General features: G+C 69.4%; 16 protein-coding genes. 10 read left to right on the forward strand and 6 right to left on the reverse strand.

Annotation, left to right across the window (positions count from 1 at the left end):
- Positions 1-329 precede the first annotated feature (329 nt).
- Positions 330-941 carry a pentapeptide repeat-containing protein gene (locus DXZ73_RS03050; RefSeq protein ID WP_116209490.1) on the reverse strand — a complete coding sequence of 204 codons (612 nt, stop codon included), beginning with the start codon at positions 939-941 and terminating at the stop codon, positions 330-332.
- Between the two features lie 80 nt (positions 942-1,021).
- Here DXZ73_RS03050 and DXZ73_RS03055 point away from each other — a divergent pair, with 80 nt between their 5' ends.
- From DXZ73_RS03055 to DXZ73_RS03075, 5 genes are all read left to right on the forward strand, one after another.
- Positions 1,022-1,612: a TetR/AcrR family transcriptional regulator gene (locus tag DXZ73_RS03055; RefSeq protein ID WP_162889994.1), complete on the forward strand. Its 591-nt coding sequence runs from the start codon at positions 1,022-1,024 to the stop codon at positions 1,610-1,612.
- 174 nt (positions 1,613-1,786) lie between these two features.
- A complete protein-coding gene (locus tag DXZ73_RS03060; protein WP_116209492.1) occupies positions 1,787-2,284 on the forward strand; it encodes an SRPBCC family protein in 498 nt (165 codons plus the stop codon).
- Between the two features lie 150 nt (positions 2,285-2,434).
- On the forward strand, positions 2,435-3,022 hold the full coding sequence (locus DXZ73_RS03065) for a hypothetical protein (RefSeq protein WP_162889874.1): 588 nt from the start codon (positions 2,435-2,437) through the stop codon (positions 3,020-3,022).
- Positions 3,023-3,446: 424 nt separating this feature from the next.
- Positions 3,447-4,211: a class I SAM-dependent methyltransferase gene (locus tag DXZ73_RS03070; RefSeq protein ID WP_116209494.1), complete on the forward strand. Its 765-nt coding sequence runs from the start codon at positions 3,447-3,449 to the stop codon at positions 4,209-4,211.
- 115 nt (positions 4,212-4,326) lie between these two features.
- Positions 4,327-4,596, forward strand: a complete 270-nt coding sequence (locus DXZ73_RS03075; RefSeq protein WP_162889995.1) for a hypothetical protein — start codon at positions 4,327-4,329, stop codon at positions 4,594-4,596.
- On the opposite strand, the gene DXZ73_RS03080 is transcribed toward DXZ73_RS03075, so the two are convergent.
- Entirely contained in the window at positions 4,591-5,613 is a 1,023-nt protein-coding gene (locus tag DXZ73_RS03080) for an alpha/beta hydrolase (protein ID WP_425315814.1), read from the reverse strand. The two genes, DXZ73_RS03075 and DXZ73_RS03080, sit on opposite strands and share 6 nt — an antisense overlap.
- A gap of 283 nt (positions 5,614-5,896) precedes the next feature.
- The gene (locus DXZ73_RS03085) at positions 5,897-9,166 is read right to left on the reverse strand and encodes an ATP-binding protein (protein ID WP_116209497.1); all 3,270 of its coding nucleotides are present in this window, start codon (positions 9,164-9,166) and stop codon (positions 5,897-5,899) included.
- Between the two features lie 808 nt (positions 9,167-9,974).
- On the opposite strand from DXZ73_RS03085, the gene DXZ73_RS03090 reads away from it, so the two are divergent.
- Both DXZ73_RS03090 and DXZ73_RS03095 read left to right on the forward strand, forming a co-directional pair.
- A complete protein-coding gene (locus DXZ73_RS03090) occupies positions 9,975-11,789 on the forward strand; it encodes a peroxidase family protein (RefSeq protein WP_116209498.1) in 1,815 nt (604 codons plus the stop codon).
- Between the two features lie 15 nt (positions 11,790-11,804).
- Positions 11,805-14,690, forward strand: a complete 2,886-nt coding sequence (locus tag DXZ73_RS03095; protein ID WP_116209499.1) for a patatin-like phospholipase family protein — start codon at positions 11,805-11,807, stop codon at positions 14,688-14,690.
- An 83-nt stretch (positions 14,691-14,773) separates the two neighbouring features.
- Here DXZ73_RS03095 and DXZ73_RS03100 read toward each other — a convergent pair whose 3' ends face one another.
- The 3 genes from DXZ73_RS03100 to rph all read right to left on the reverse strand — a co-directional run bounded on the left by DXZ73_RS03100 (position 14,774) and on the right by rph (position 19,082).
- The gene (locus DXZ73_RS03100; RefSeq protein ID WP_116209500.1) at positions 14,774-15,781 is read right to left on the reverse strand and encodes an HNH endonuclease domain-containing protein; all 1,008 of its coding nucleotides are present in this window, start codon (positions 15,779-15,781) and stop codon (positions 14,774-14,776) included.
- A gap of 2 nt (positions 15,782-15,783) precedes the next feature.
- Positions 15,784-16,293, reverse strand: a complete 510-nt coding sequence (locus DXZ73_RS03105) for a class I SAM-dependent methyltransferase (RefSeq protein WP_240351117.1) — start codon at positions 16,291-16,293, stop codon at positions 15,784-15,786.
- Positions 16,294-16,484: 191 nt separating this feature from the next.
- Positions 16,485-19,082: a rifamycin-inactivating phosphotransferase gene (rph, locus tag DXZ73_RS03110; RefSeq protein ID WP_116209502.1), complete on the reverse strand. Its 2,598-nt coding sequence runs from the start codon at positions 19,080-19,082 to the stop codon at positions 16,485-16,487.
- 460 nt (positions 19,083-19,542) lie between these two features.
- Here rph and DXZ73_RS03115 point away from each other — a divergent pair, with 460 nt between their 5' ends.
- The 3 genes from DXZ73_RS03115 to DXZ73_RS03125 all read left to right on the forward strand — a co-directional run bounded on the left by DXZ73_RS03115 (position 19,543) and on the right by DXZ73_RS03125 (position 22,244).
- Positions 19,543-20,199, forward strand: coding sequence for an N-acetylmuramoyl-L-alanine amidase (locus DXZ73_RS03115; protein WP_116209503.1), 657 nt, complete (start codon positions 19,543-19,545; stop codon positions 20,197-20,199).
- Between the two features lie 184 nt (positions 20,200-20,383).
- Complete coding sequence (locus DXZ73_RS03120) at positions 20,384-21,322, forward strand: GDSL-type esterase/lipase family protein (RefSeq protein WP_116209504.1); 939 nt, start codon at positions 20,384-20,386, stop codon at positions 21,320-21,322.
- 58 nt (positions 21,323-21,380) lie between these two features.
- Positions 21,381-22,244, forward strand: a complete 864-nt coding sequence (locus DXZ73_RS03125) for a class I SAM-dependent methyltransferase (protein ID WP_116209505.1) — start codon at positions 21,381-21,383, stop codon at positions 22,242-22,244.
- Positions 22,245-22,247: the final 3 nt, after the last annotated feature.

Consider the following 22,247-nt stretch of genomic DNA (forward strand, 5'->3'; position numbering starts at 1 on the left):
GCAAGTAAGGACCTGCGCCCGCAACTGAAGGCGTGCGATGCCTTTCTCCAGAGCGGCGACACCCTCGTCCTCCCCACCCTGGCCCCCCATGGGCGGCCAGCCACCGTCCCGGGCTGGTGCCGGACGAGCGGGCAACTGCCGGGCTATGTGTGGTCCGCCGTACACGAAGCTCCCACGCGCGAACTCTTCCCCGGCATTCGGCTGCGGCCGCTGCGGCGCGGTGAGAGTGGTACGACGGCACAAGTACTGGAGATGGATCCACACGCTGGGAAGGCATCGACGTCCACGAACCAGGGCGGATCCGGGTCCGCGCTGTCGCGCTGCCGGGCTCAGGCTACGTTGAGCCCCAGTGCGGCGACGAGGACGGCAGCCTGTTCCAGACTGACCGTGGCTTTCCCGAGCTCGGCTGTGAGGGGGTCGAGTGAGGAGAGGTCGCTGCCTCGCAGGTCACAGCGGATGAAGTTCGCGCTGTGCAATTGCGCTCCCGACAGGTCGACGTCGGTGACGTCGGCGTCCTCCAGCCGCGCACCAGTGAGATCGGCCTCCCGCATCCGCACGGACCGCAAGGAGGCCCGGCGCAGATCAGCACCCGGCAGACCGGCGAACGACCAGTCACCGCCGCTGACCTTGAAGAGACTGAACGTGCACTGCTGGAACAGACTGCCCACGAGTTTGCAGTCGGTGAACTGAGCATCGAAGAAGACGCAGTGGCTGAAGGTGCAGTTGGTGAAGGCGGCACCTGAGTGCCGCGAGACGTTGAAACGCACCCCCCTGAAGGTGCAGTGGTCGAAGACCGCGCCCTCGTTCACCACCTCCGTCATGTCGACATCGATGAACGCGCAGCGGGTGTAGCGGCGGCCGGAGATGTCCTGGCCGTACCAGTCCTGCGACCGGATGACCTCAACGGGCGGCGGTAGTGGTGCGGGTATGTTCGTCGGCATGTTTACATTGAACCACCGTTCAATGTAAACATCGGCCACTGCCGAGAGGCCGGACCGTACCGATGAGGAAGGAACCCCTGATGCCCCGCACTCCCGAGGCCTCCGCCGCTGTCCGGGACGCCACCCGGGCCCGTATCCGCCGGGCCGCCGTCCTGCTGATGGCCGAGCAGGGGTACCACGCCACCACGCTCCGCCAGGTCGCGGCCCGCGCGGGGGTGGCCGACGGACTGCCCTCGCGCTACTTCGGCAGTAAGTCCGGCCTGCTGATCGATGTCGCGGACGGCTGGCGGGAACGCACCCGCGCCGCACTCGCCGCCCACCAGGACGACGATCCGGACACCACACTGCGACTGCTCGTCCGCTCGGCTCTCCTGGGACTGGACACCTCCCCCGAGGAAATCGACGAAGGGCGCGCGGTCTCCGCGCTGCTCGCCGACCCGCAGGCCAGGGACGTCCTGCGCGCGGCCGGAGCGGACATCGACTCCGCCGACCTGCTCCAAGCCCTGGACGACGCCCTGATGCGCATCGGCTCACCCGACCCCGAGGGCGACCGCCTGGTGCTCATGGCCGGCATCCGGGGCGGACTCGTCCTCGCCGCCGAGGACGCCGGTTTCCCCTTGCGGCAACTGGAGGACGCCCTACTGGAACGGGTCCGCCCGCGCGCCGCATGACAGCCCACCATCTCGTCTCCCGGACATCCCCGATGACGAGGCCCCGAGCCGGCGGCGGCCTCGGGGCTGTCCGGTGGATCAACGGGTGCCGGGGAGAACGCCTGCAATCCGCTGGGGCCTTGGACATTTACGGTGATCGCAGTCCTGGCCCTTCGTGCAGAGTGGAGAACCTCCATGAGCAGCAGACCCTTCCGCGTCCCGGATCTGTCGGACCGTCCCCACCATCTGGTCATCGAGCGCGAGATGCGGGCAGATCCGCACACCCTTTATGTGGCGTGGACGGAACAGTTCGACCGCTGGTTCGCCGCGCCGGGAGCGGTCGTGATGACGCCCCGGGTGAATGTGCCGTTCTTCTTCGAGACCGAGTACGCGATGGAGCCGGGCACCCCCAAGACCCGCCACCCGCACTACGGCCGCTTCCTGCGGCTGGAGCCCGACCAGCTGATCGAACTGACCTGGGTCACCGGCCGGGGAGGCACGGCGGGGGCGGAGACAGTGGTGACCGTCGAGCTCACCCCGCTCACGGCAGGGACCCGGCTGAGGCTCACCCACGCCGGGTTCTACGACGACACCGCCCGCGCCGGCACTGAAGCGGCCTGGAGAGACCTGGTACTGCCGCACCAGGACCAGGTCCTCACCGGCACCGCCCCCGCACCACCGCCGGCACCGTGACGTGACGCCGGATCGATCGGCTCGGACTCCACCGACTCCCGGACCTGCCCCAGGCCCCCGGGGGCGTCCGTTGACGCCTCTGCCGTGTGAGAGAGAATCGGGAACACCATGGACAGTCTCAGACCCAGACCCGCATTGGACAGGCCGCGGGTGGGAGCACGCCTGCACCGCTGCCCGCAGTGCACAGGGTTTCAGTACTCCGGCGCACCGGACTGCACGGAGTGCCGGTACCTGGTCGACGGCATCATCGAGACCCAGTGGGCGCGCTTCCTCCAGGAGTGGGACCCGGATGGAGCTCAGGACCGGCGGGAAGAGCGGGAGCTGGCGGCGATGGTGGCCGACGAGCCGGACCGGCACGACTGGCGGATCGTCGACGCGGCCCTGGACCGGCTCGAATGCCCCCGCTGCCACAACCCACTCGGCCGGGGCCCCGTCGGCTGCGGACCGTGCGATCAGGCCGACGGCTTCCGCTACGCGGCGATCGAGACCGACAGGCCCGACGTGACCTGGGGCAACGAACACGCCATCCGCGTCAACGTCGCCGTCGTCCGCCGCCCGCACGCGGTCTCCGCCCCCGAACTCCTGGGCCGCCGCATGGTCCTGCCGGCCCTGCTGATCGGATACATGTCCACCACCGCGCAGGCACAGCGTCTCGGCGCCCTGGTGAGGGCCCTCCCGCCCGAGGAGGCCGTCGCGGAACTGGAACGCCTGGTCGAGACTTTCGCTGCCCGCCTGTGACTCCCACCCCTGCGCAGGCAGGGGCTCGCCCGTCCGGGACCTGTCCGGCCGATCATGTCCGGAGCGGTGACGAGCGCAAGGCCCGCCCTCGCCCGGCCGACGGGACGATGCCGGGGTGCCTCCCATTCTCGTTCTCGTGCACATCGACTCCGGCCCCGGGCGAGCGCTTCCCGAACCGGTGCACATCTACTGCGATGCTCCTGCCCGGCTGGAAGGCCGAACCGCGTACCGAGAAGCGGGCCCGGGGCCTCGTCCCCCGCCTTACGGAAGCGTTCGCCCCGCACGACGTCTGCCGCGCGGGGGCCCGGGGCCGTGGTCGCCCCGACGGCCAGGCCACGGCCGTAGGCCCGTACGGTGCGGCCGCGCCTCGCTGCGGCAGGAATAATCGCGCGCTTCAGATGACCTTGGACGTAACAATGCAGGTATGTCACGTTCTTTTCAAGATCTTGTTGCCGGGGCCGAGTCGGTGTCCGTGGACGGCTGGGACTTCTCCTGGCTGGAGGGCCGGGCCACCGAGGAACGCCCCTCGTGGGGCTACCAGCGGTCGATGAGCCGACGACTGGCGGCGGTGTCGGCGGCGCTGGACATTCAGACCGGCGGTGGTGAGGTTCTGGCCGGGGCGGAGAAGCTGCCGCCCACGATGGCCGCCACGGAGTCCTGGCCTCCCAACGTGGCCAAGGCGACCACGCTGCTGCACCCGCTCGGGGTGGTGGTCGTCGCCGACCCGGACGAGCCGCCGCTGCCGTTCGCCGACGGGGCCTTCGACCTGGTGACCAGCCGCCATCCCGCCACCGTGTGGTGGGAGGAGATCGCCCGGGTGCTGCGGCCCGGTGGGACGTACTTCGCTCAGCACGTCGGGCCCGCCAGTGTGTGGGAGCTGGTGGAGTACTTCCTGGGGCCGCAGCCCGAGGCGCGCCGCAAGCGCCACCCCGATGAAGAGAGTGCCGCGGCGAAGGCCGCCGGCCTGGAGATCGTGGACATGCGCACGGAACGGCTGCGGATGGAGTTCTTCGACATCGGCGCCGTCGTCTACTTCCTCCGCAAGGTGCTCTGGACGGTGCCCGGCTTCACCGTCGACCAGTACCGCGACCGCCTGCGCGAGCTGCACGAGAAGATCGAGGCCGAAGGCTCGTTCACCGCCCACTCCTCCAGGACCCTCGTCGAAGCCCGCAAGCCCGACCACGCCTGACCCCGTCAGGCCACACGGAGACCACGGACAACGGCGGGTCCGATGGACCCGCCGCCGAACCACTGGACACGCCCTCACCCGGTCTCGGGAAACGCGCGTGCGTCACACTTCCCCCGTGACGACAACAACCGCATCACCGGCCCGTCCCCGCCCCTTGGGCAAAGGCGTCGGGGCCATCATCCGCTCAGAGGCCACCTCGCCGGCCGACCAGGCGGCCGCACTCATCGCCGCCGTCCAGGACGTGCAGCTCCCCGCCGCCCTCGTGCAGGCAGCGGCCCTGATCCTGGAGGCGGCCTCGAACCCCGATCCGCTCGACACGGCCACCCGGGACCGGGCAGCCGACCTCGCCGTATTGCTCGCCAAAGCCTTGGACCGAGAGTCATGAGGAGGGGACGGGGCCCTGCATGTGCTCGCTGATCCATTGGATCAGGCCACCCGTCTCCATGTTCGGCACATACGTCTTCGCGTTGTGGCTGCCGCCCTCTATGACACTCAGCTTGGTGTGGATCGGGCCCTTGGTGTACTGCTTCACGAAGTCCTCGATCGGGGGCATGGCGGAGGTTTCCTTGGTGCCGACCTGGAAGGCGAGGTAGACGTCCGGGTGCCCGGCCTGGATCAGTTCGGGGGCGAGCACCTTCGGATTGTTGGCTGCCTTCTCCTTGCCGTGGCCGGCCCACAGGCGGGAGTCCGGGACGATGTCCGGCCCCGAGGCGATGACGGCCTTGAATTTGTCGGGCTTCTGCAGCACGGACTTCAGGCCCGCGAAACCGCCGGTGGAGGATCCCATGAAGGCCCAGCCGTCGCGGGAGTCGATCGTGCGGAAGTTCTCCTTGACCAGGTCCGGGACGTCCTCGGTCAGCCAGGTACCCATTTTCGGCTGGCCGGGGATGTCACTGCCGTCCCAGTACTGCCCCGCCTTGGGATCCTTGGCGTCCTTGTCGTGGTCCTCGGGGTTGAGCACCGGCATGACCACGATGAACGGCAGGCTCTTGCCCTCCTGCGACCACTTGGAGATGCTCGCCTCGAGCTTGAGGTCGGTGCCCATCCAGTAGTTGTTCGGGTACCCGGCGCCACCGGGCAGCGCGATCATCACAGGGAACCCGCTCTTCGCGTACTTGGGATCCTTGTACTGCGGCGGGACCCAGACCCACACCTTTCCCTTGAACCCGGACTTCTTTCCCGCGTACTCGGTGACCGCGATCTTGCTGCCGTCTTCCGGCACCGTTCCCGAGACGGTGAACTTCGCCTCCGGACCCGTCGGCAGGGACACCTTGCCACTGCCCGTCCCGCCCGACTTGTCCTCCTGGCCGAAGCTGATGGGATCGCCCTTGTCGGAGAACACCCCGGCGTAGTCGAGCACCGGCCACGCAGCCAGCCCGAGCACGGCAATCACAGCTGACACAAAGATCCAGCGCTTGGTACGGGAGCCACCGCGGCGGCCCTCAGCACGGGGAGTTTCGGTATTGGGATATGTCATCGTGTGTACTCCGGATAGCGCTGGTATCTGAGGGCGGGGCAATGCGGCGCATCCCGCGGATCCCGGTGATGACCAGCCCCGAGGGATATCTCCGACCATGTATCTCAAGCTCTGCTAAGAGTCCTTTAAGAAGGCGCTTCATCAGCGGAAACAGGCCCCCGATCGAGCCGCGCGACTCATGCCGCCGCGGGCCCGGGCCCCAGGGGGATCAGGACGACGGTGTCCGCGACCGGGCCGCCATGTCCTCCCAGAAGCGGTGCAGCTCGCTGCACGTCATGCGGTGCCAGGGTGCTCGCCTGCGCCGCATCCAGGACAGCGGTCCCATGACGCCCACGCGGCGATAGGGGCGCAGCAGCGCCTGCTGCTGCCGGCAGAACGCCTCCCGCATCTCGGCTCGCGGCTGCTCTCCCATGGCGGGGTAGGGGCACAACTCGAAGGGGCAGTCCCGCGCACAGGTGCTTCCCGGTGGCGCGTCCTCGGCCATACCCACCGTCCGGCGGGGACGGAGCGGCTCCCGGTCCCTGTCGAGGCACGGCGGCAGAACACACCGGTCCGCACGGGCCAGACGCGCCTCCAGCTCCTCCGGACGGCCACTCCGCTGCACAAGGTTCAGCAACAGAAGCACATCCGCGAGCAACTGCTGAGCACGGGGGTGCAGGGTGCTCCACCCCACCGACGGAGGAATCCAGAGTGTGTGCCTGCGGTAGACGCCGGGGTCGGCGGGCGAGGAACCGATGTTGTTCATCACCCCCATCTCGTCGATCCAGATGAACCGTTCGGGGTGCCCGCTCTCCAGGGCGAGCACCGCGAGGCCGGCCGCCTCGGCGACGAAGGGGTGCAGCCGCTCTCCCCTGCGGGTCCGGTCGTCCGGATGCCGGGCGACCGGATCCTGCTTGCTGCCTGCGAGCGCCAGCCAGCGCTTCACCGACTGCGTGGGGTCGGCCTTCGCCGACGGGCGGCTCGTTCCGTCCCTCAGCTCCCACAGACACAGGGCGTGAATGAGCGTCAGCTGGGAGTACCAGAAACGGGCGTGGGTCAGCATGGCCTCCGCCTCTTCGACCAGGTACTCCCGGGGCTCCTCGTGGGTGTGCGGATGCCGCTCCCTGCGGTTGGCGGCGCTCTTGAAGCCCTGGGCCAGGGCGATCTCCAGGGAGAGCGGCAGATCCGCCCGCTGCGAGGCGGAGTGCTCCGGCTCCAGATGAGCGAGCCAGAGGCGGAGCCGCTCCTTCGCCTGGTTCCGGTGCTTGTCCCCGACCGAGCCCACCATCATGGGGACGAGCCAGGCGCGCATGGTGAACCGCCGCCAGATCCGCGACCGTTGCTCGTCGCTCTCCTTCTTGTGCTCCTTGTACTGCTTGTGCGCCTGGTCGCCGGAGACCGGGCTGCGGAGGTCCTCCTCGCGGGTCCGGTGCTCGGCATGCAGCTGTTCGCGGAGTGCCGTCTCGTACTGCACCCAGGGGTCGTTCTCCTCGGGCGGGCCATTCTCGGGGAGCGGGAACATGGTGCGCAGGACATCGAAGGCGTTGTCGCCTCCCGCCCCTATCTCCTGCGCGATGGCGAGCCTGATGGGGTACGAGGGCTCGTTCTCCGCGATTTCGAAGAACGGTGCGTAGGCCGGGGCCGGGCCGTCGGGCTGCTTCTCGGATCGTGCGCCGATCGCGCGGAGGACGTCTCCGACCCGGTGCACGACGTCCTCTTTCGCTCCCTGGAGAGTTCTCCGGTCGCCGCCGGCGATGTACTGCCACCGGTCGCGCAGGGACGTGACGATCTCCTGGTGTGCGGATGCTCCTGTGGCACTGTCGATGTCGAGGGCGGCGGCGTACAGGTCGAGCGCCTTGGCATCGGTGCGTTTCTCCGCCGCTTCGCGAAGCCGCTGGACGACGGCTTCATGCCGGTTCTCCGCCTCCTTCCGGGAATCCTCCTTACGGGAATTGAGGACCAGCGCGACGAGGAGTTCACGGCCGGGGCCGGGTTCCTGGAGGGAGGCGGTCACCGAGACGCCGACGTAGCCGGATCCGAGGTAGGCCTGGAGGATGCTGTGCGGGAAGCGGACCCGTTCGCCCCGGACCTCCACCAGGCCGAGTTGTTCGCCCTGGGTGGCGCACAAGGACAGGAGCGTGCGGCAACGGTGCATGTCCGTCAGGCCGGGGCATTCCGGCAGCCGCTCCGTGAGCCGCTTCCAGATGCCGGGGAAAGCCGGTGCCGCAGTGGGCACATGGCCCCATGCCCGCGCCGCGTCCGGGCCGGCATCGTCCGGGCCGACTCCGATCAATGCGTCGAATGCGACTTCGAGCCGGTCCTGGAGCAGCCCTATTCCGGCCAGGGCGGAGATGACTTCGATGGTCGCCTCGCGCTTGTCGGAGGGCAGCGCGATCTCGCCGTGGATGCGCCCTGAGATCAAGGCCTCTCGCCAGGTGTCGAGCAGGCGCAGATGCAGCTCCGCCCGGTCGGCGCTCCGGGTGTCCAGTTCCCCGCTGCGGCTGATGCCGGTCAGGTGCTCCAGGAGGTGATGGTCCTGCAGCTCGTGCGCGATCTGCAGATACAACGGGGCTTCGGACACGGCCGCCGTCTCGACGATCCAGGACATCCGATGGGGATCGGGATCCGTGCGGTCCTTCTCCAGGTATTCCAGCGCCGCTTCCTCGCTGAGGGGTTCCAGGTCGATGACAGCGGCCTGGGTCTGCTGCAGCGGCGGATGCGGACGGGAGGCGATCACCAGGGGGAGCTTCTGCCGCTCCGCCCGCTCGATCGCCTTACGGATGAGGACGTCCCGTTCCTTCTGCTTCTCGCCCTCGGTGAACGTCTCCTCGAGACCGTCCGCGAGGATGACGGCCTTGTCGTCCATGCACAGTTGCCGCCACACCCTTTCGGCCTGCCGACCGGACAGCACGCCGTGGTCCACTTCCTCGCAGAAGCGCTTCATGCCCAACTCGCGGAAGTCCAGCCGCGAGCGGTCCATGTCCGCGTCCCGCAGCCGGACCGGAACGGGGATGGCACCCTTCTTGGCCAGCATCTGCGTGAGCTCCACGAGCACCGAGGTCTTTCCGGCCCCCACACCGCCGACCAGCAGATAGGGCCGCCGGGTGCGCCGGTCGCGCAGTGCCCGGGAAAGGACCAGGCACATTTCCTTCCGTCCGACCACGTCCTTGATCGTCGGCCCGGCCGTCGGCACCAGACTGCGGGGATTCTTCCTGGCCGTCCTGCTCAACGGCCTGCGGACCGAGAGGTACTGCACGCTCAGAAAGATGAACGTCGCCAGCCCGATGGTCAGGAACGGCGCCAGGAACCCATAGGTCACGGCGCAACCGGAGCTGTGGGACTGCTGGCACCACTTCTCGACGGGTGACTGCTCCTTGGTGACGATCTCGTAGACCCCCGACCCGACCCAGAGCGCGGTGATCGGGAGCGCCAGCCAGGAGAGGCGCTGCACGAACGCCGTCGTCGACGGCTTCGTCCACCAGCGCCGGGGCAGGACCACCTGGGGGCGGGCCGCCGAACGGACCCGTAGCGTCCGGAAGAACCGCCCGACGGCATCGGCCGCGCGGGAAACATAACGCCATGGGCGGACCAGGCGCGGGCCGCTCCGCGGTGCGACTTTGCCTTTGGGATGTCTCATGGCGTAGTTCACGATTCAGCCACCCTTGACGGCTTTCCCCCGTCCATCGTGCGCTGTGCGCGTCGCCGATGTCGAATGCGGGGAGAGGCCGGGATGCCGGAGGGATAGGGGCCGAAATACGATGGCCATAAGGGCGCTGCACCGGCTCTGCACAGCCGCACCCGAGGGCGGACCGCGGTGAACGGCCCGCAGGCTCAACGACGCGATCATGGGCTGCGTCCAACGAGAACCGCGGCCGCCGCACGGTCCCGGCGCGCGCATCGGCAGCACTTCCCATATCGTCGAATCAAGGGCGCAATATGCCCTGGATGTCCCCGGGAAGGGGCACTGAGATGGACGCGCGGACAGCCGCGCGTCATTCCCTGGCCGGAATCCGACTGGTGAACGGCGCAGTGGCACTGCCGACCCCGCGAGCGATGTCCCGCCCGACTGGGCGCGGACCCCGAACAGCCTGCGCACGTTCGAGGTGCGCACTGGGGTCATCGGCGCCCCGCGGATGCGGACGGGCTCGACCAGGCGCTGCGGACCGGCACCCCCAGCCACGCGAGCGACGCCCTGTCGGCCGCCTGCGCCGACCGCGAATGCCTGCCCCCGTGCCGCATGCGCGACTGCCGTCGTCGGCGCCGTCCTGCCGAACTCCCCTGGACGGGACGCCGGAAGGAGTCTCTTCATGAGCACAGCACCACACGGCACGGCCCCGTGGTTCGTGCAGCTGCACGACAGGCTGGCAGTCGCCGTCGACCAGAAGGTCGGCTGGCAGAACCTGCCCAAGCCACTCGGCCTGCTGACCCTCATCGGGCTACGGGACAACCTGCGCCGCAAGAACCTCTTCGACACCGGCTCCTACCCGTCGTGCAACCTGCCGGACGTCGCTCCGCCGGACGCGCAGGACCTCACCGGGCGCACGGCCGACGGGACGTACAACGACCTGGCGGACCCACGCATGGGCATGGCCCGTTCGCGCTTCGGCCGCAACGTGCCACCGGACCGGGCCTTCCCCGAAACCGAGCCGGGGATCCTCTCCCCGAGCCCCCGTGAGGTCAGCAGGGCCCTGCTGACCCGGCGCGAGTTCATCCCCGCCGAGTCCGTCAACACCCTGGTCGCCGCCTGGCTGCAGTTCATGATCAAGGACTGGGTCAGCCACGGGCAGGGCACCATGAACCGTCCCTGGCACATCGGCCTGGCTTCCGACGACCCGTGGCCCGCACCCCCGATGGTCGTGCCGCGAACGATCCCGGACCCCACTCGCCCCGACGGGGACGACGGCCTGCCACAGACGTTCCTCAACGACAACTCGCCCTGGTGGGACGCCTCCCAGCTGTACGGCAACACCCTCGACGAGCAGCGGTCGCTGCGCACCGGCCAGGGCGGCAGGCTCCGGGTCCCCAACGGCCCGCTGTTCCCGGACGACCCCGACAAGGACCCGGCGGGCGTTCCCGGCTTCTGGCTGGGACTCGCCATGATGCACATGGTGTTCCTCCTCGAGCACAACGCCATCTGCGACACGTTGCACGACACGTACCCCGCGTGGTCCGACGAGGAGCTCTTCCAGCGGGCACGGCTGATCGACGCGGCACTCATCGCCAAGATCCACACCGTGGAGTGGACCCCCGCCGTCATCAGCCATCCCACGACCGTCACGGCCCTGCACGCCAACTGGTACGGCCTCCTGGGCAAGCGCGTACACAAGCTGCTCGGACGCATCGGCAAGAGCGAGGTGCTCAGCGGCATCGTGGGCGGGGACACCGACCACTTCGGCGTCCCGTACTCGCTCACCGAGGAGTTCGTCGCCGTCTACCGCATGCATCCCCTCATCCCCGACGACTGGAGCTTCCGGTCGGCCTCGGACGACTCGCTGCTGCAGGAGACCACCTTCCGGGAACTGACGGGGCGGAACGCCTACGACATCCTCGGCAAGCACACCCTGACCGACATCCTGTACTCCTTCGGCACCTCGCACCCGGGCCTGGTCACCCTGCACAACTACCCACGCTTCCTGCAGGAGTTCCAGCGTCCGGACGGCAAGCTCATGGACCTCGGGGCTGTCGACATCCTGCGCTCGCGCGAGGTCGGCGTTCCCCGCTACAACGAGTTCCGGCGGCAGCTCCACCTCCTCCCGGCCGAGGACTTCGACACCCTCACGGACAATCCCGTCTGGGCCGAGGAACTGCGCCGTGTCTACGACGGGGACATCGAGCGCGTCGACCTGTCGGTGGGCATGTTCGCCGAACCCCTGCCGCGGGGCTTCGCGTTCAGCGACACGGCCTTCCGCATCTTCGTCCTGATGGCATCCCGCCGTCTCAACAGCGACCGGTTCCTCACCAGGGACTACACACCCCAGGTGTACACACAGACCGGTCTGGACTGGATCGAGAACAACAGCATGACCAGCGTGCTGCTGCGGCACTTCCCGGGGCTGCGTGCGTCCCTGCGGTCGGTGGACAACGCCTTCGCCCCGTGGACCGCCGCGGGAGCCGCGCGGTGAGTCCGGAGGTGGGTGATGGGACGAGCAACGCACCACTCGTGCCGGGAGACGCACGACCCTCCGCGTCTGTCGCGCGTGGGCGGCATCATGCTGGCCGGCCTGGCAGCCGTCATCTTCGCCGCGGGGCTCTGGATCCGCCACAATGCCCCCGCTGTCGATGACGTGGGGCTGCAACTGGCGGGCAGCGCGCATGCGGCACACGCCCTGGTCGGAGACCGCACCGCCGACTTCCGGAAGGCGCTGACGGCCGACTTCTTCCTCATCGGGGCGTACACGCTCAGCACGGTGCTCGTGTTCTGGCTGAGCAGCCGCACGATCGCGGTGCGCATGAGACACCGCTGTCTCGTCCGGTACGGGATCGCCGGCGTCCTTGCCGCGTGCGGGTGCGCCGTGGCGGAGAAGCTGCTGCTTCTCCACGGACTCGGCGGTGCGGGCTGGCCGTTCGCGGTGGCCACGGGCCTGGCGACGGTCAAGTGGCTGCTGCTCGTCCTCACCGTGCCCGTCGCGGCGCTCGTGGTCGCGATCGTCCTCAAACGGGCCGTGTTCCACGGCTGGGCCCGGCACGGACACGACTACGCCGAGACGTGCGGATGCGAGGGGAAACGCGGAGGCGGCAGGGCCGGCCCCGGTCCCCGGGGGCCCGACGTCGTCCCGCCCTGGCCCGTGCTGCAGCCGGACGGACGCCGCTGGCCGGCAGCGGTGCGCAAGGACCCTCCCCGCTCCCCGCAGGCGCGATGGGAGAACGGCAGCCGGGTGCCGCCCGGCCGGGAACAGGGCGGGCTCGGCTTCTGCGTCTCGGGCGGCGGCATCCGCTCGGCCTGCGTCACACTGGGCGCTCTGCAGGCCCTCCGCCCCCACCTGTGCCGGGCCCGCTACCTGGTATCGGTCTCAGGCGGTGGTTACACGACGGGAGCCCTCCAGCTCGCGCTGGCCGGGAAGGACCGGTGCGGGAAGGACCGGTACGGGGCCTGCCCCGATGACGTCTTCATGCCCGGCACGCCGGAGGAGGACCACACCCGCCGGCACTCGAAGTACGTCGCGGAAGGCGCCGGCCAGTGGCTGGCCGCCCTGGGCGCCGTGCTGCGGGGCCTGCTGGCCTCCCTGAGCCTGCTGACCGCCACTCTGCTGGCCCTGGGGCTCGCCCTGAGCTGGGGTTACCACCTCGTTCCGCTGACGAGCCTGACCCCACTGCCCCGGCACCTGGCCTTCCGGGGGCCCGCTCTGGGGGCCGTCCTGGTCCTGGCCGGTCTCGCAGCCCTGCTCTGGTTCCTCTGGCTGGTGTCCCTGTGCCTCGCCAGGCAGCGTCTGTCGGGCACTCTGAAGGCGGTCTTCCGCACGTTCGTGGTGGCGGTCCTGCTGCTGGGCGTCGTGGTGGTCGTCATCCCCGGCCTGGCGTGGGCGACACCGCAGGTATGGAAGGTGCATGCCCCGGAGACCGGGGCGAGCGCCGGTGCCGCCGCGCTGCTCACCTATGTGACCGTGCTGGTCAGCACCACGTGGCGGCGCATCGAGGCCGTCCAGCACGCGGTCGGCTCCGCCGCGCGCTCCCGGTTGGTGCGTGCCGTGCCCAACGGGTTCTCCAAGTACCTGCTGGTATGGGCGGTCCTCCTGGTGGTGACGGCGGCCTCCCTGCTCGTCCTGGGCTGGGCGACCGCCACCGGGTGGACCTGGCCCCTGCCCTGCCAGATCGCCCTTCTCGCCGGCCTCGGGCTGGTCGTGCTGAGCCTCGACCAGACATGGATGAGCCTGCACCCCTTCTACCGTGCCCGGCTGGCCTCCGCGTTCGCCGTCCGCCGCAGGATCTGCCGGGACGGCGAACAGATCGCGGTCCCCTACCGGTTCGACGAGCCGACACCGCTCCCCTGGTACGACAGGCGGCACGACGGCTTCCCCCAGGTCGTCTTCGCCGCGGCAGCCAACCTGTCCGGCAACGACCGGACGCCGCCGGGGCGGCACGCGGCGTCGTTCACGCTCTCGCACGACTACGTCGGCGGCCCGGACGTCGGGTACGCCCGCACGGACCTCCTGTGCAGCCGCACCAGGCCGGTCATCCGCAAGGATCTCACCGTCGAATCCGCCGTCGCCGTCTCCGGCGCGGCCTTCGCCTCGGCCATGGGACGCCAGTCACGCGCCTTCCAGACGCTTTTCGCACTCTCCAACGCCCGGCTCGGCACCTGGCTCCCCAACCCCGGCGTGCTGAGCGCCCTTTGGAGCGAGCACCCAGACTGGGGACTGCCTCCGATGCCGGGCATCCGCCGCCTGCCCTACCTGCTGCGGGAGGTCTCCGGCCGCTACCCGATGGACGACCGGATGCTGCTGGTCACCGACGGCGGCCACTACGAGAACCTCGGCCTGGTCGAACTGCTCCGGCACGGCGTCACCACCGCCGTGTGCGTCGACGCCAGCGGAGGTTCCGGGGCCTTCGCCGCCGCTCTGGGCGAGGCCATCGCCCTGGCCCAGGAGGAGCTCGGCGTCGAGGTCACGATCGCGCGCGGGGACTGGGAGAAGCTCGTCCCCGGCAGCGCGGCCCCCCTCACGCCGCAGAACCCGCTGGCCACGCTCAACACCCGGCTCTCGGCCGCGGCGGTGGTCGAGGGCACGATCACCTACCCGCGCGAACTGGTGGACGAGAAGGGCCGGATGCTCGGCACCGAGGGACGGCTGATCGTCGCCCGGGCGGCACTGACCCCCGAGATGCCCTACGAGCTCCTCGCCTACGCCCAGGCCGACCAGGAGTTCCCGCACGACGGCACCAGCGACCAGTGGTTCGACAACCGGCGGTTCGACGCCTACCGGGCGCTCGGCCACTGGATCGGGGAGCGGGCCGCGACGCTGCTCGTGCCACAGAGCGGCGCGTCGCCTCGGCGCCGTCTGCGCCGGCCCCGGCGAACCGGCCCCTGAGCACCTTGAGCAGCGGCTACCCGTACATGAAGGATCCCCGATGGCCGGCAGGGAGTCATTTCCTTCCGCGACGGGAGCCCGCTTCAGACAGCCGTCTGCACTGCAGCCAGGAATTCCGGCCACGAGGACACATTCCGGCCGGGCAAGGCACTCTTCAGGCTGAGCTGAAGAGTGCGGCGCAGTGGATGCGGGGACTGCATGATTGCCTCGTTGCGGGCGGCCAGGCGGGCGAGTTCGGCCTGAGCGGGCAGCCGGTCGCTCTTGGCTCCGTTGCAGGCGGCGTGCGCAGGGGCGAGGTTCCACAGCGCGTCCAGATCCGGGCCGTGCCAGGAGCCGACGCTGCCGAAGCGGCGCATCAGGGAGAACGGGAAGACGTGGTCGACGGCTATGGCATCGCTCGGGTCCAGGACGTCATCACAGATCAGGCAGCGCCCGTGCTGGAAGCCAACCGTGGCCTCGACAATGCCGGTCACCGAGCGGCGGCGGCGCTTGTCAGTAATCCTGAGGGTGTCCCAGTCGACCGTGACGCCCTCCTCGATGAGGCTGCGACCGATGCCCGCCGCGAAGGAACTCTCCACAATGCTCCAGCGCGCGCCCAACTCGGCAGCCAAACCTGCGGCCTGCTCCGACCCTGCCAACCGGACCAGGTCGGGGGTCAGACGCACCGCGGACTGCCGCCCTGTCCCGGTCAGCTCATAGAAGGTGTGGGGTACCGCAGTGTCGCCGCGCAGGTTGTGAAACTTCTGCATCACCATGGCCGGCATCGAACGCACCGCGGCTGCCGCCAGCCGCTCAGTGGGGCGGCCGGTCTCCAGCGTCGCCGCGCTCTCCTGCATGGCGACGGTGAGGAAGTCCTTCTCGCCCAACTTCGCAGCCTGCGGCGCCTGCGGGAGCCGGGCCAAGTGGCGCACCATGCCCAGGCTGTAGGCGGCGGCGAACTCGGCCAGCGGGACTGTTTCCTCTCCACGCCGCCCAAAATCAAGCAGGACTTGACCAAGGGCGAATTTGTACGTGCGGGAGTTGGCCCCCATCAGCACTGCCAGCCGCCACGACGCACGCGCCGAGGCATCCCGGGCGTAGAACTCCTGCATGCTCACTCTGCCTCCCTGCACAGGGCGACGGTCTGCCACCACACCTCGGCACGGCCGAGATGGTCCGCGCCTTCGTCCACGAGCCGCACCAGCCGCAGCCCCGCTCGCTCCGCGTCGCGCACGACTTCCTCGGCGGGCACGTCGAACATCACCCGGTCCGCCGGTGGGGCTCCGCGTCGCAGTGAGATCACCAGCAGCCCCGCCGGTGCCAGCAGCGCGGCCAGCCGTCCCATGGCCCGCCCCCGCGCGGCCGACGGAAGGTGCATCCACACCGCCGACAACAGCGCCAGCTCAAACCTCTCCTCCGCCAGTCGGGACAGCTCGGGCAGGGAATCCTCCACCCAACGGACGTCCTCGCTCGGGTGCAAGCGCTGTGCGACCTCCCGAAGCTCGCGCACCGGCTCGACCGCCACCACCCGGTAGCCGCGCCGCGCCAGCGCAGCAGCGTCCCGCCCCGTGCCCGCTCCGACGTCCACCGCCTTCACCGGGGCCGACGGCAGCAGGTCCAACACCCCACCATGCACCCGCTCGAAAGGAACACTCGCATACCGCTGCCCGAGGCAAGCGGCGTTTTGTGCGTAGTACGAGTCGATCGGGGAACGGGGCGTGCCGGACCGGGTGGCGTTCTCACCTGTTTCGACCATGGACTCAAACTACGGGAACGCTCTGACAACGCCAGGAACGGAAGGCCAGGACTGGTCGGTCAGGGCAGGATCTCGATATACCCGTCGGTTCCGTGCACGCGGATCCGCTGCCCGTCCCGGATCAGCCGGGTGGCCTGCCCCACGCCCACGACGGCCGGCAAGCCGTACTCCCGGGCGATCACTGCGCCATGGGTCATCAGGCCGCCCACCTCTGTCACCAGGCCCGCGATTCCGACGAACAGCGGCGACCAGCTGGGGTCCGTGAAGGTCGTGACCAGGATGTCGCCCGCTTCGAGATCGGCCTCCGCCATGTCAAGGATGACGCGGGCCCTTCCCTCGATGGTCCCGGCGGAAACCGGTAGGCCGATCAGAGCGCCGGCGGGCACGTCGTCGCGCCGGTACGCCCCGGTGACGGCCTCGCCATCCGATGTGAGCACCCGGGGCGGTGTGAGCGCGTGGTACGAGCGGAACGCGTCCTTGCGCTGCTGGACGAGCTGGTCATCCACCTGGTTCGAGCGCACGACGTCGTGGAGTTCCTGGAACGTGAGGTAGAAGATGTCCTCCTTCTCAGGAAGCACGTTGGCCTGCACGAGGCGCTCGGCCTCCTCCAGCAGGGCCTGCTTGTAGACGAAGTAGCGGCTGACGATGCCGTACTTCGGGTACTCCCGGTACCCGATGAAGGTTCTGACCCGGTCGATCATCCGCTTGGCCTCGTCGGCCTTCCGGTCCCCGTCCGGCAGGGCCCGCAAGCGTGACAGCACGTCCTGTTCCTTCTTCCGCGCCCTCTGCCGCCCTTGCTCGAAGCGCCGCCCGGCGGCACCCGGCTCGAAGTTCCTGACATTGTCGAGGATCACGGGCACGAGCGTGCTGGGGCGCTCGCGCCAACGTGGCCTCGTGATGTCGATCTCGCCGACGCAGCGCATGCCGTACCGGTCGAGGTAGGCCTCCATGGCGTCGCGCGCTTCGGCCCCGCCCGCGAGCTTCGCCAGCTCGTCCAGGAAGCCCTCGTCCTCGACGCCCTGCAGGAACGCCACCACCTCCGGCTGCGGGCGGATCACGTCCGCGACGTCGAGCAGCGCCAGTCCCATCTCCGACGTGACGTTGTCGGGGGCGGACAGCGTGAGCGTGTCAGCCGCGTTCTTCTCGCCCAGCCACTCCAGCAGCTTGTCGTTGAGCCACCACGTGGCCTCCATCCCCGCCATGATGGCCTGCATGCTCAGCGGATCACTGAGGACCCGCTTGTGCTCCTCGAAGGCCTCCAGCAGGAAGTCGAACAGCGCCGGTCCCGTCTTCGTCCGGATGCCGCTCTCCAGGGCGGCGATGGACACCCGGCTGCGCTCGATCAGCTCGGTGACGATGGCCGGATCGGTCTCGATCGGAGCGGGCGCACCGCCGGCCGGCGGCCCTCCGGTACCTCTGTCCGGGAGCGACGGGACGAAGTCGTCGCGGTCGAGGACGGTCTCCAGAGCATCCCTGACCAGCGGATCGCCTCTCCCGATGAGGTCCAGGAGGCCGGCGCGGCTCGCGGGCGAGGCCAGGCGCCGGGTGACGTCGACGAACAGCCTCCCGCCGGCCGTGTGCATCGGCGCCATGGCCGTCAGCTGCCACATGGAGAGCCCCAGGGGCTTCATGGGGTCGGTCATCATCTGCTGATGGCCGACGGAGACGTAGACGTGATTCTCCTGGTCGCCGGTCTCGGGGATGGGGAACAGCGTCGTGATCGGCCGGCTCTGGACGATCTGGAAGCCATCGTCGACCAGGCACCATTCGATGTCCTGCGGGCGGCCGAAGTGCGCTTCGATCCGCCGCCCGAGCCGCACGAGCCGCACGACCTGCGCATCCGTCAACGCCGGCTGCTCCTGCCGCTGCGAGTCGATCGCCACTTCCTGCGTACCGCCGGTCGGCAGGGCGTGAACGGCACGCTGTTTGACGGCGATCGCCTTGGCGACGACTTCGCCGTGTCGCACCTTGAAGACGTCCGGGTTCACCAGGCCGGAGACCAGGGCCTCGCCGAGGCCGAAGCCGGCGTCCACGGTGGCGACCTTCCGGTTGCCCGTGACGGGGTCGGCCGTGAACAGGATGCCGGCCGCATGCGGGAAGACCATCTGCTGCACGACCACGGCCATGTGGACCGTACGGTGGTCGATGCCGTTCCGCTGGCGGTAGGTCACGGCCCGCTCGGTGAACAGCGAGGCCCAGCACCGGCTGACGTGCTGGAGGATCGCCGTCGGCCCCACGACGTTCAGGTACGTGTCCTGCTGGCCGGCGAAGGAGGCCGTCGGCAGGTCCTCCGCCGTCGCGCTGGATCGCACGGCGTAGGCGGCTTGCTCGCCGAGCCGGGCGAGCGCGCGGGTGATCGCCGCCGCGAGATCGCCCGGGATGGCGATTTCTTCGATGGTCCGGCGGATCTCCGCGCTGAGCGTGCGGATCGCCTGCCGGTCGTCCGGGTTGAGGCGCGACAGCTGATCGAGCCGATCGCCCATCGACGGTGCTTCCGCCATGATCCGCCGGAAGGCGTCCGTCTTCACGCAGAAGCCGGCCGGCACGCGGATGCCTTCGATCCGCGACAGCCCGCCCAGGTGCGCGCCCTTGCCGCCGACGACCGCGACCTGCGTCTCGTCGACCTCTTGAAGATCCCACACGTACTGCTCGATCATCGCGATACCTCCGGCGCAGCCGTGCCCACCCGCGACTTCACTGCCGGTCCCACCACTGGTTCGACGTCACCGCGTCCCCCATACGTCGACAACACACGCACGTCGTGCCCCTTTTCCGCAGGTTGTGGCCTCGGCCGACGATTTTGCGCCACCACCCGGGTCTTGTGGCAAGCCCCCCAGTGCGCTATACGTTAAGAGTGGCAGGGAGAGAGATCTCCTTGCCTTTTCGTTTTCTCCGACGAACCGACCCGGACTCATGGCGGAGCCACGCACCCTGGCATCGTCCGCGGAGTCCCCGGTTCATCGCGGCCTGCCGAGCGTCCTGCTGCCTCCGTCTCGGGCCGGGCCGTAGGGTCCTTGCCAGAGCACCCGCAGCACGCTGCCCGGAACCGACGAGGACACCGCACGCGTGTCCGGTCAGAACGAATCACGGGCGCGCCGGAACCCCTGGGGGACACGGATGGAACGGGAACAAAAACGGCCGCGCGGCATCACCAGACGCAGGCTGCTGATCGGAGGCGGCACCGCCGCGGCGGTCATGGGCACGACGGGATACGCGGGCCGGGACGGGCTCAGGAGATGGTGGTGGCGCACCGCGGGGCTGGAGAGGCCGCGTACGGACGGTGTTGTCGATCATGCGGGCGCGGAGTGGGCCGGCGCGTCGTCGGCGAACTGGCGGCGGGCTCAGCGGCCTGCCGACTACGCGGTGGACCTGGTCGTCATCCACGTGGTCCAGGGCAGTTACGGCGACGCGCTGCGGGTGTTCCGCGACCCCCTGCACAAGGCAGCCGCGCACTATGTCGTGCGCCAAGACGGTCACATCGCGCAGACCGTCCGCGAGCTGGACGTGGCCTTCCACTGCGGGAACCGGGAGTTCAACCAGCGCAGCATCGGGATCGAGCACGAAGGCCACGTGGACCGGCCCAGAGGCTTCACGGACGCGATGTACGCCGCGTCGGCCCATCTCACGGCCGGGATCTGCACCCGGTACGCGATCCCGGCGAACCGGGCGCACATCATCGCCCACTCCGAAGTGCCCGGCACCGACCACACCGACCCCGGACCCCACTGGGACTGGAACCGGTACCTCAAACTCGTTCAGGCAGCCGCCGGCTGAGACCTCCCGAACACCCCCCGCCGATCCGATGAAACGTCGCTGCCGCGCCGACTGGGCGTCTCCCGCTGTGCGTACGCGGGCCCTCGCCGGGGTGAGCCACCCCACGTAGGGCGCCGCGGATGGGTGAACACTCGGCCAATAAGATGGCCCGGTTACTCCAGGAAGAAAGGCCACGGCGCCCAAGGTGACCCAGTCCCGCCCTCACACCCTGTTTTCCTTCGGCACGCTGATGGATGAGCGGGTCCAGACCGCGCTTTTCGGTCAAGCCGTACCCAGTTCCGCGGCGTCGCTGACGGGCTACACGACCAGGCCGCTGCCGATCACCGACCAATCCGTGATCACCACCAGCGGCCTCGAGGTACACCTGACCCTGTCACGGAAGGTCGGCGCCGTGGTCGAGGGCGCCATCCTGCACCTCACCGACCATGAACTCGCCGCGGCCGACGCCTACGAGGTCGACGACTACGCCCGCCGACGGGTTCTCCTCTCCTCCGGTGAGATCGCCTGGGCCTACCTGGATGCCAAACCGCTGCGCTCAGCAGCTCGCATTGTCATCGTGGGCGACAGCATCGCCTACGGCCGCTGCGATCCGGACGGTGGATGGGCCGGCCGCCTGGCGGCCGCCCACATCGCCGGGAGCGAGGCCGAACACCGGGTCTTCAACCTGGCCATCCCCGGCAGCACCCTGACCGATGTCAGCGAGCAGACCCCCGCACTCCTGGCTCCTCGCCTGCCCGACACCCTTCTTGTCGCCGCCGGTATCAACGACTCCGCCCTTCCGCTCGCCACTGCACAGCCTCACAGCGACTGGCTGACGCACATCGCGGACAGTCTCGGCTCGCTGGCCGCCACGGCCCTGGACCACAACGCGCGACTCGTCGTCGCGGGACCGACATGGCTCGATGAATCGCGAACCCGCGACTACGAGGGTCTGCGATTCACCCACGCCCGAGCGCTGGCCCTGCGCGAGTTCTTGCGCACCTGGTGCGCCGAGAAGCACATCGACTACCTCGACATGTGGGAGCCGCTGCGCGACAACACCAAGCTGCTCACCGACGGTCTGCACCCCACTCCCGACGGGCACCGGGCTCTCCATCGACACCTCGACGCCCTCAGCCGCTGACAGCAGAGTTCCGCACTTGTACCCGCGGGCCGTCCGATCGCGTGTGTAGTGTCGGGATGTGACGACGACCGCTGAACACGGGCAGGACGACGATGCCCATCCGTCCGGAGTCAAGGCGGAGTTGACCGGGCTGCCGGAGACGCTGTTATGGACCTTGTGGAACCGGGCCTGTGAGGCAGGGCACGCCGACCCGGTGCTGGACGATCCGATGGCCGAGGCACTGGTCCGAAAGCTCGACTACCCCTTCGTGGAACGGCTGGGGCCTCCGCATCCTCTCTTCTCCCAGGTGCAGGGGCTGCGTTCCCTGACCTTCGACCGCGCGGTACGGCAGTACACCGACCGGCACCCCGAGGCGACCGTCATCGCGCTCGGCGAAGGTCTGGAGACCGGGTTCTGGCGCGTCGACAACGGACGGCTGCGCTGGTTGAGCGTCGACCTCCCGGAAGCCGTCGCGTTGCGGCGCGCCTTGCTGCCGGAGCACCCGAGGCTGCGGGTGCTCGCCCAGTCGGCCACCGACCTGAGCTGGCTCGACGAGATCGACGCCCCGGAACAGGGCACGATCGTTACCGCGCAGGCACTGATGATGTACCTGCGGCCCCACGAGGTGAAGGAGATCATCGCCGCGTGCGCCGACCGGCTGCCGGGCGGGGCGCTGATCCTGGACTCGATGCCCCGCTGGATCACCAAGCTGACCCGTGAAGGCAAGATCCGGATCGGCGAGCTGACCATCCCCCCGATGCACTGGTCGATGGCGCCCGATGAGCGCCCGCGGCTGTACTCGGCGCACCCGCGCATCGCGGACGTGCGGGCACTGACCATGGAGCGCGGCCGCGGGGTGACGGGCCGGCTCATCCAGTACCAGCACCTGATACCGGTCTTCCGGTCCATCTCCCCCGCGGTGACCCTCCTGCGGTTCGCCTGAAGC

It is taken from the genome of Streptoverticillium olivoreticuli subsp. olivoreticuli (genome assembly GCF_003391135.1).
Classification (GTDB): domain Bacteria; phylum Actinomycetota; class Actinomycetes; order Streptomycetales; family Streptomycetaceae; genus Streptomyces; species Streptomyces blastmyceticus.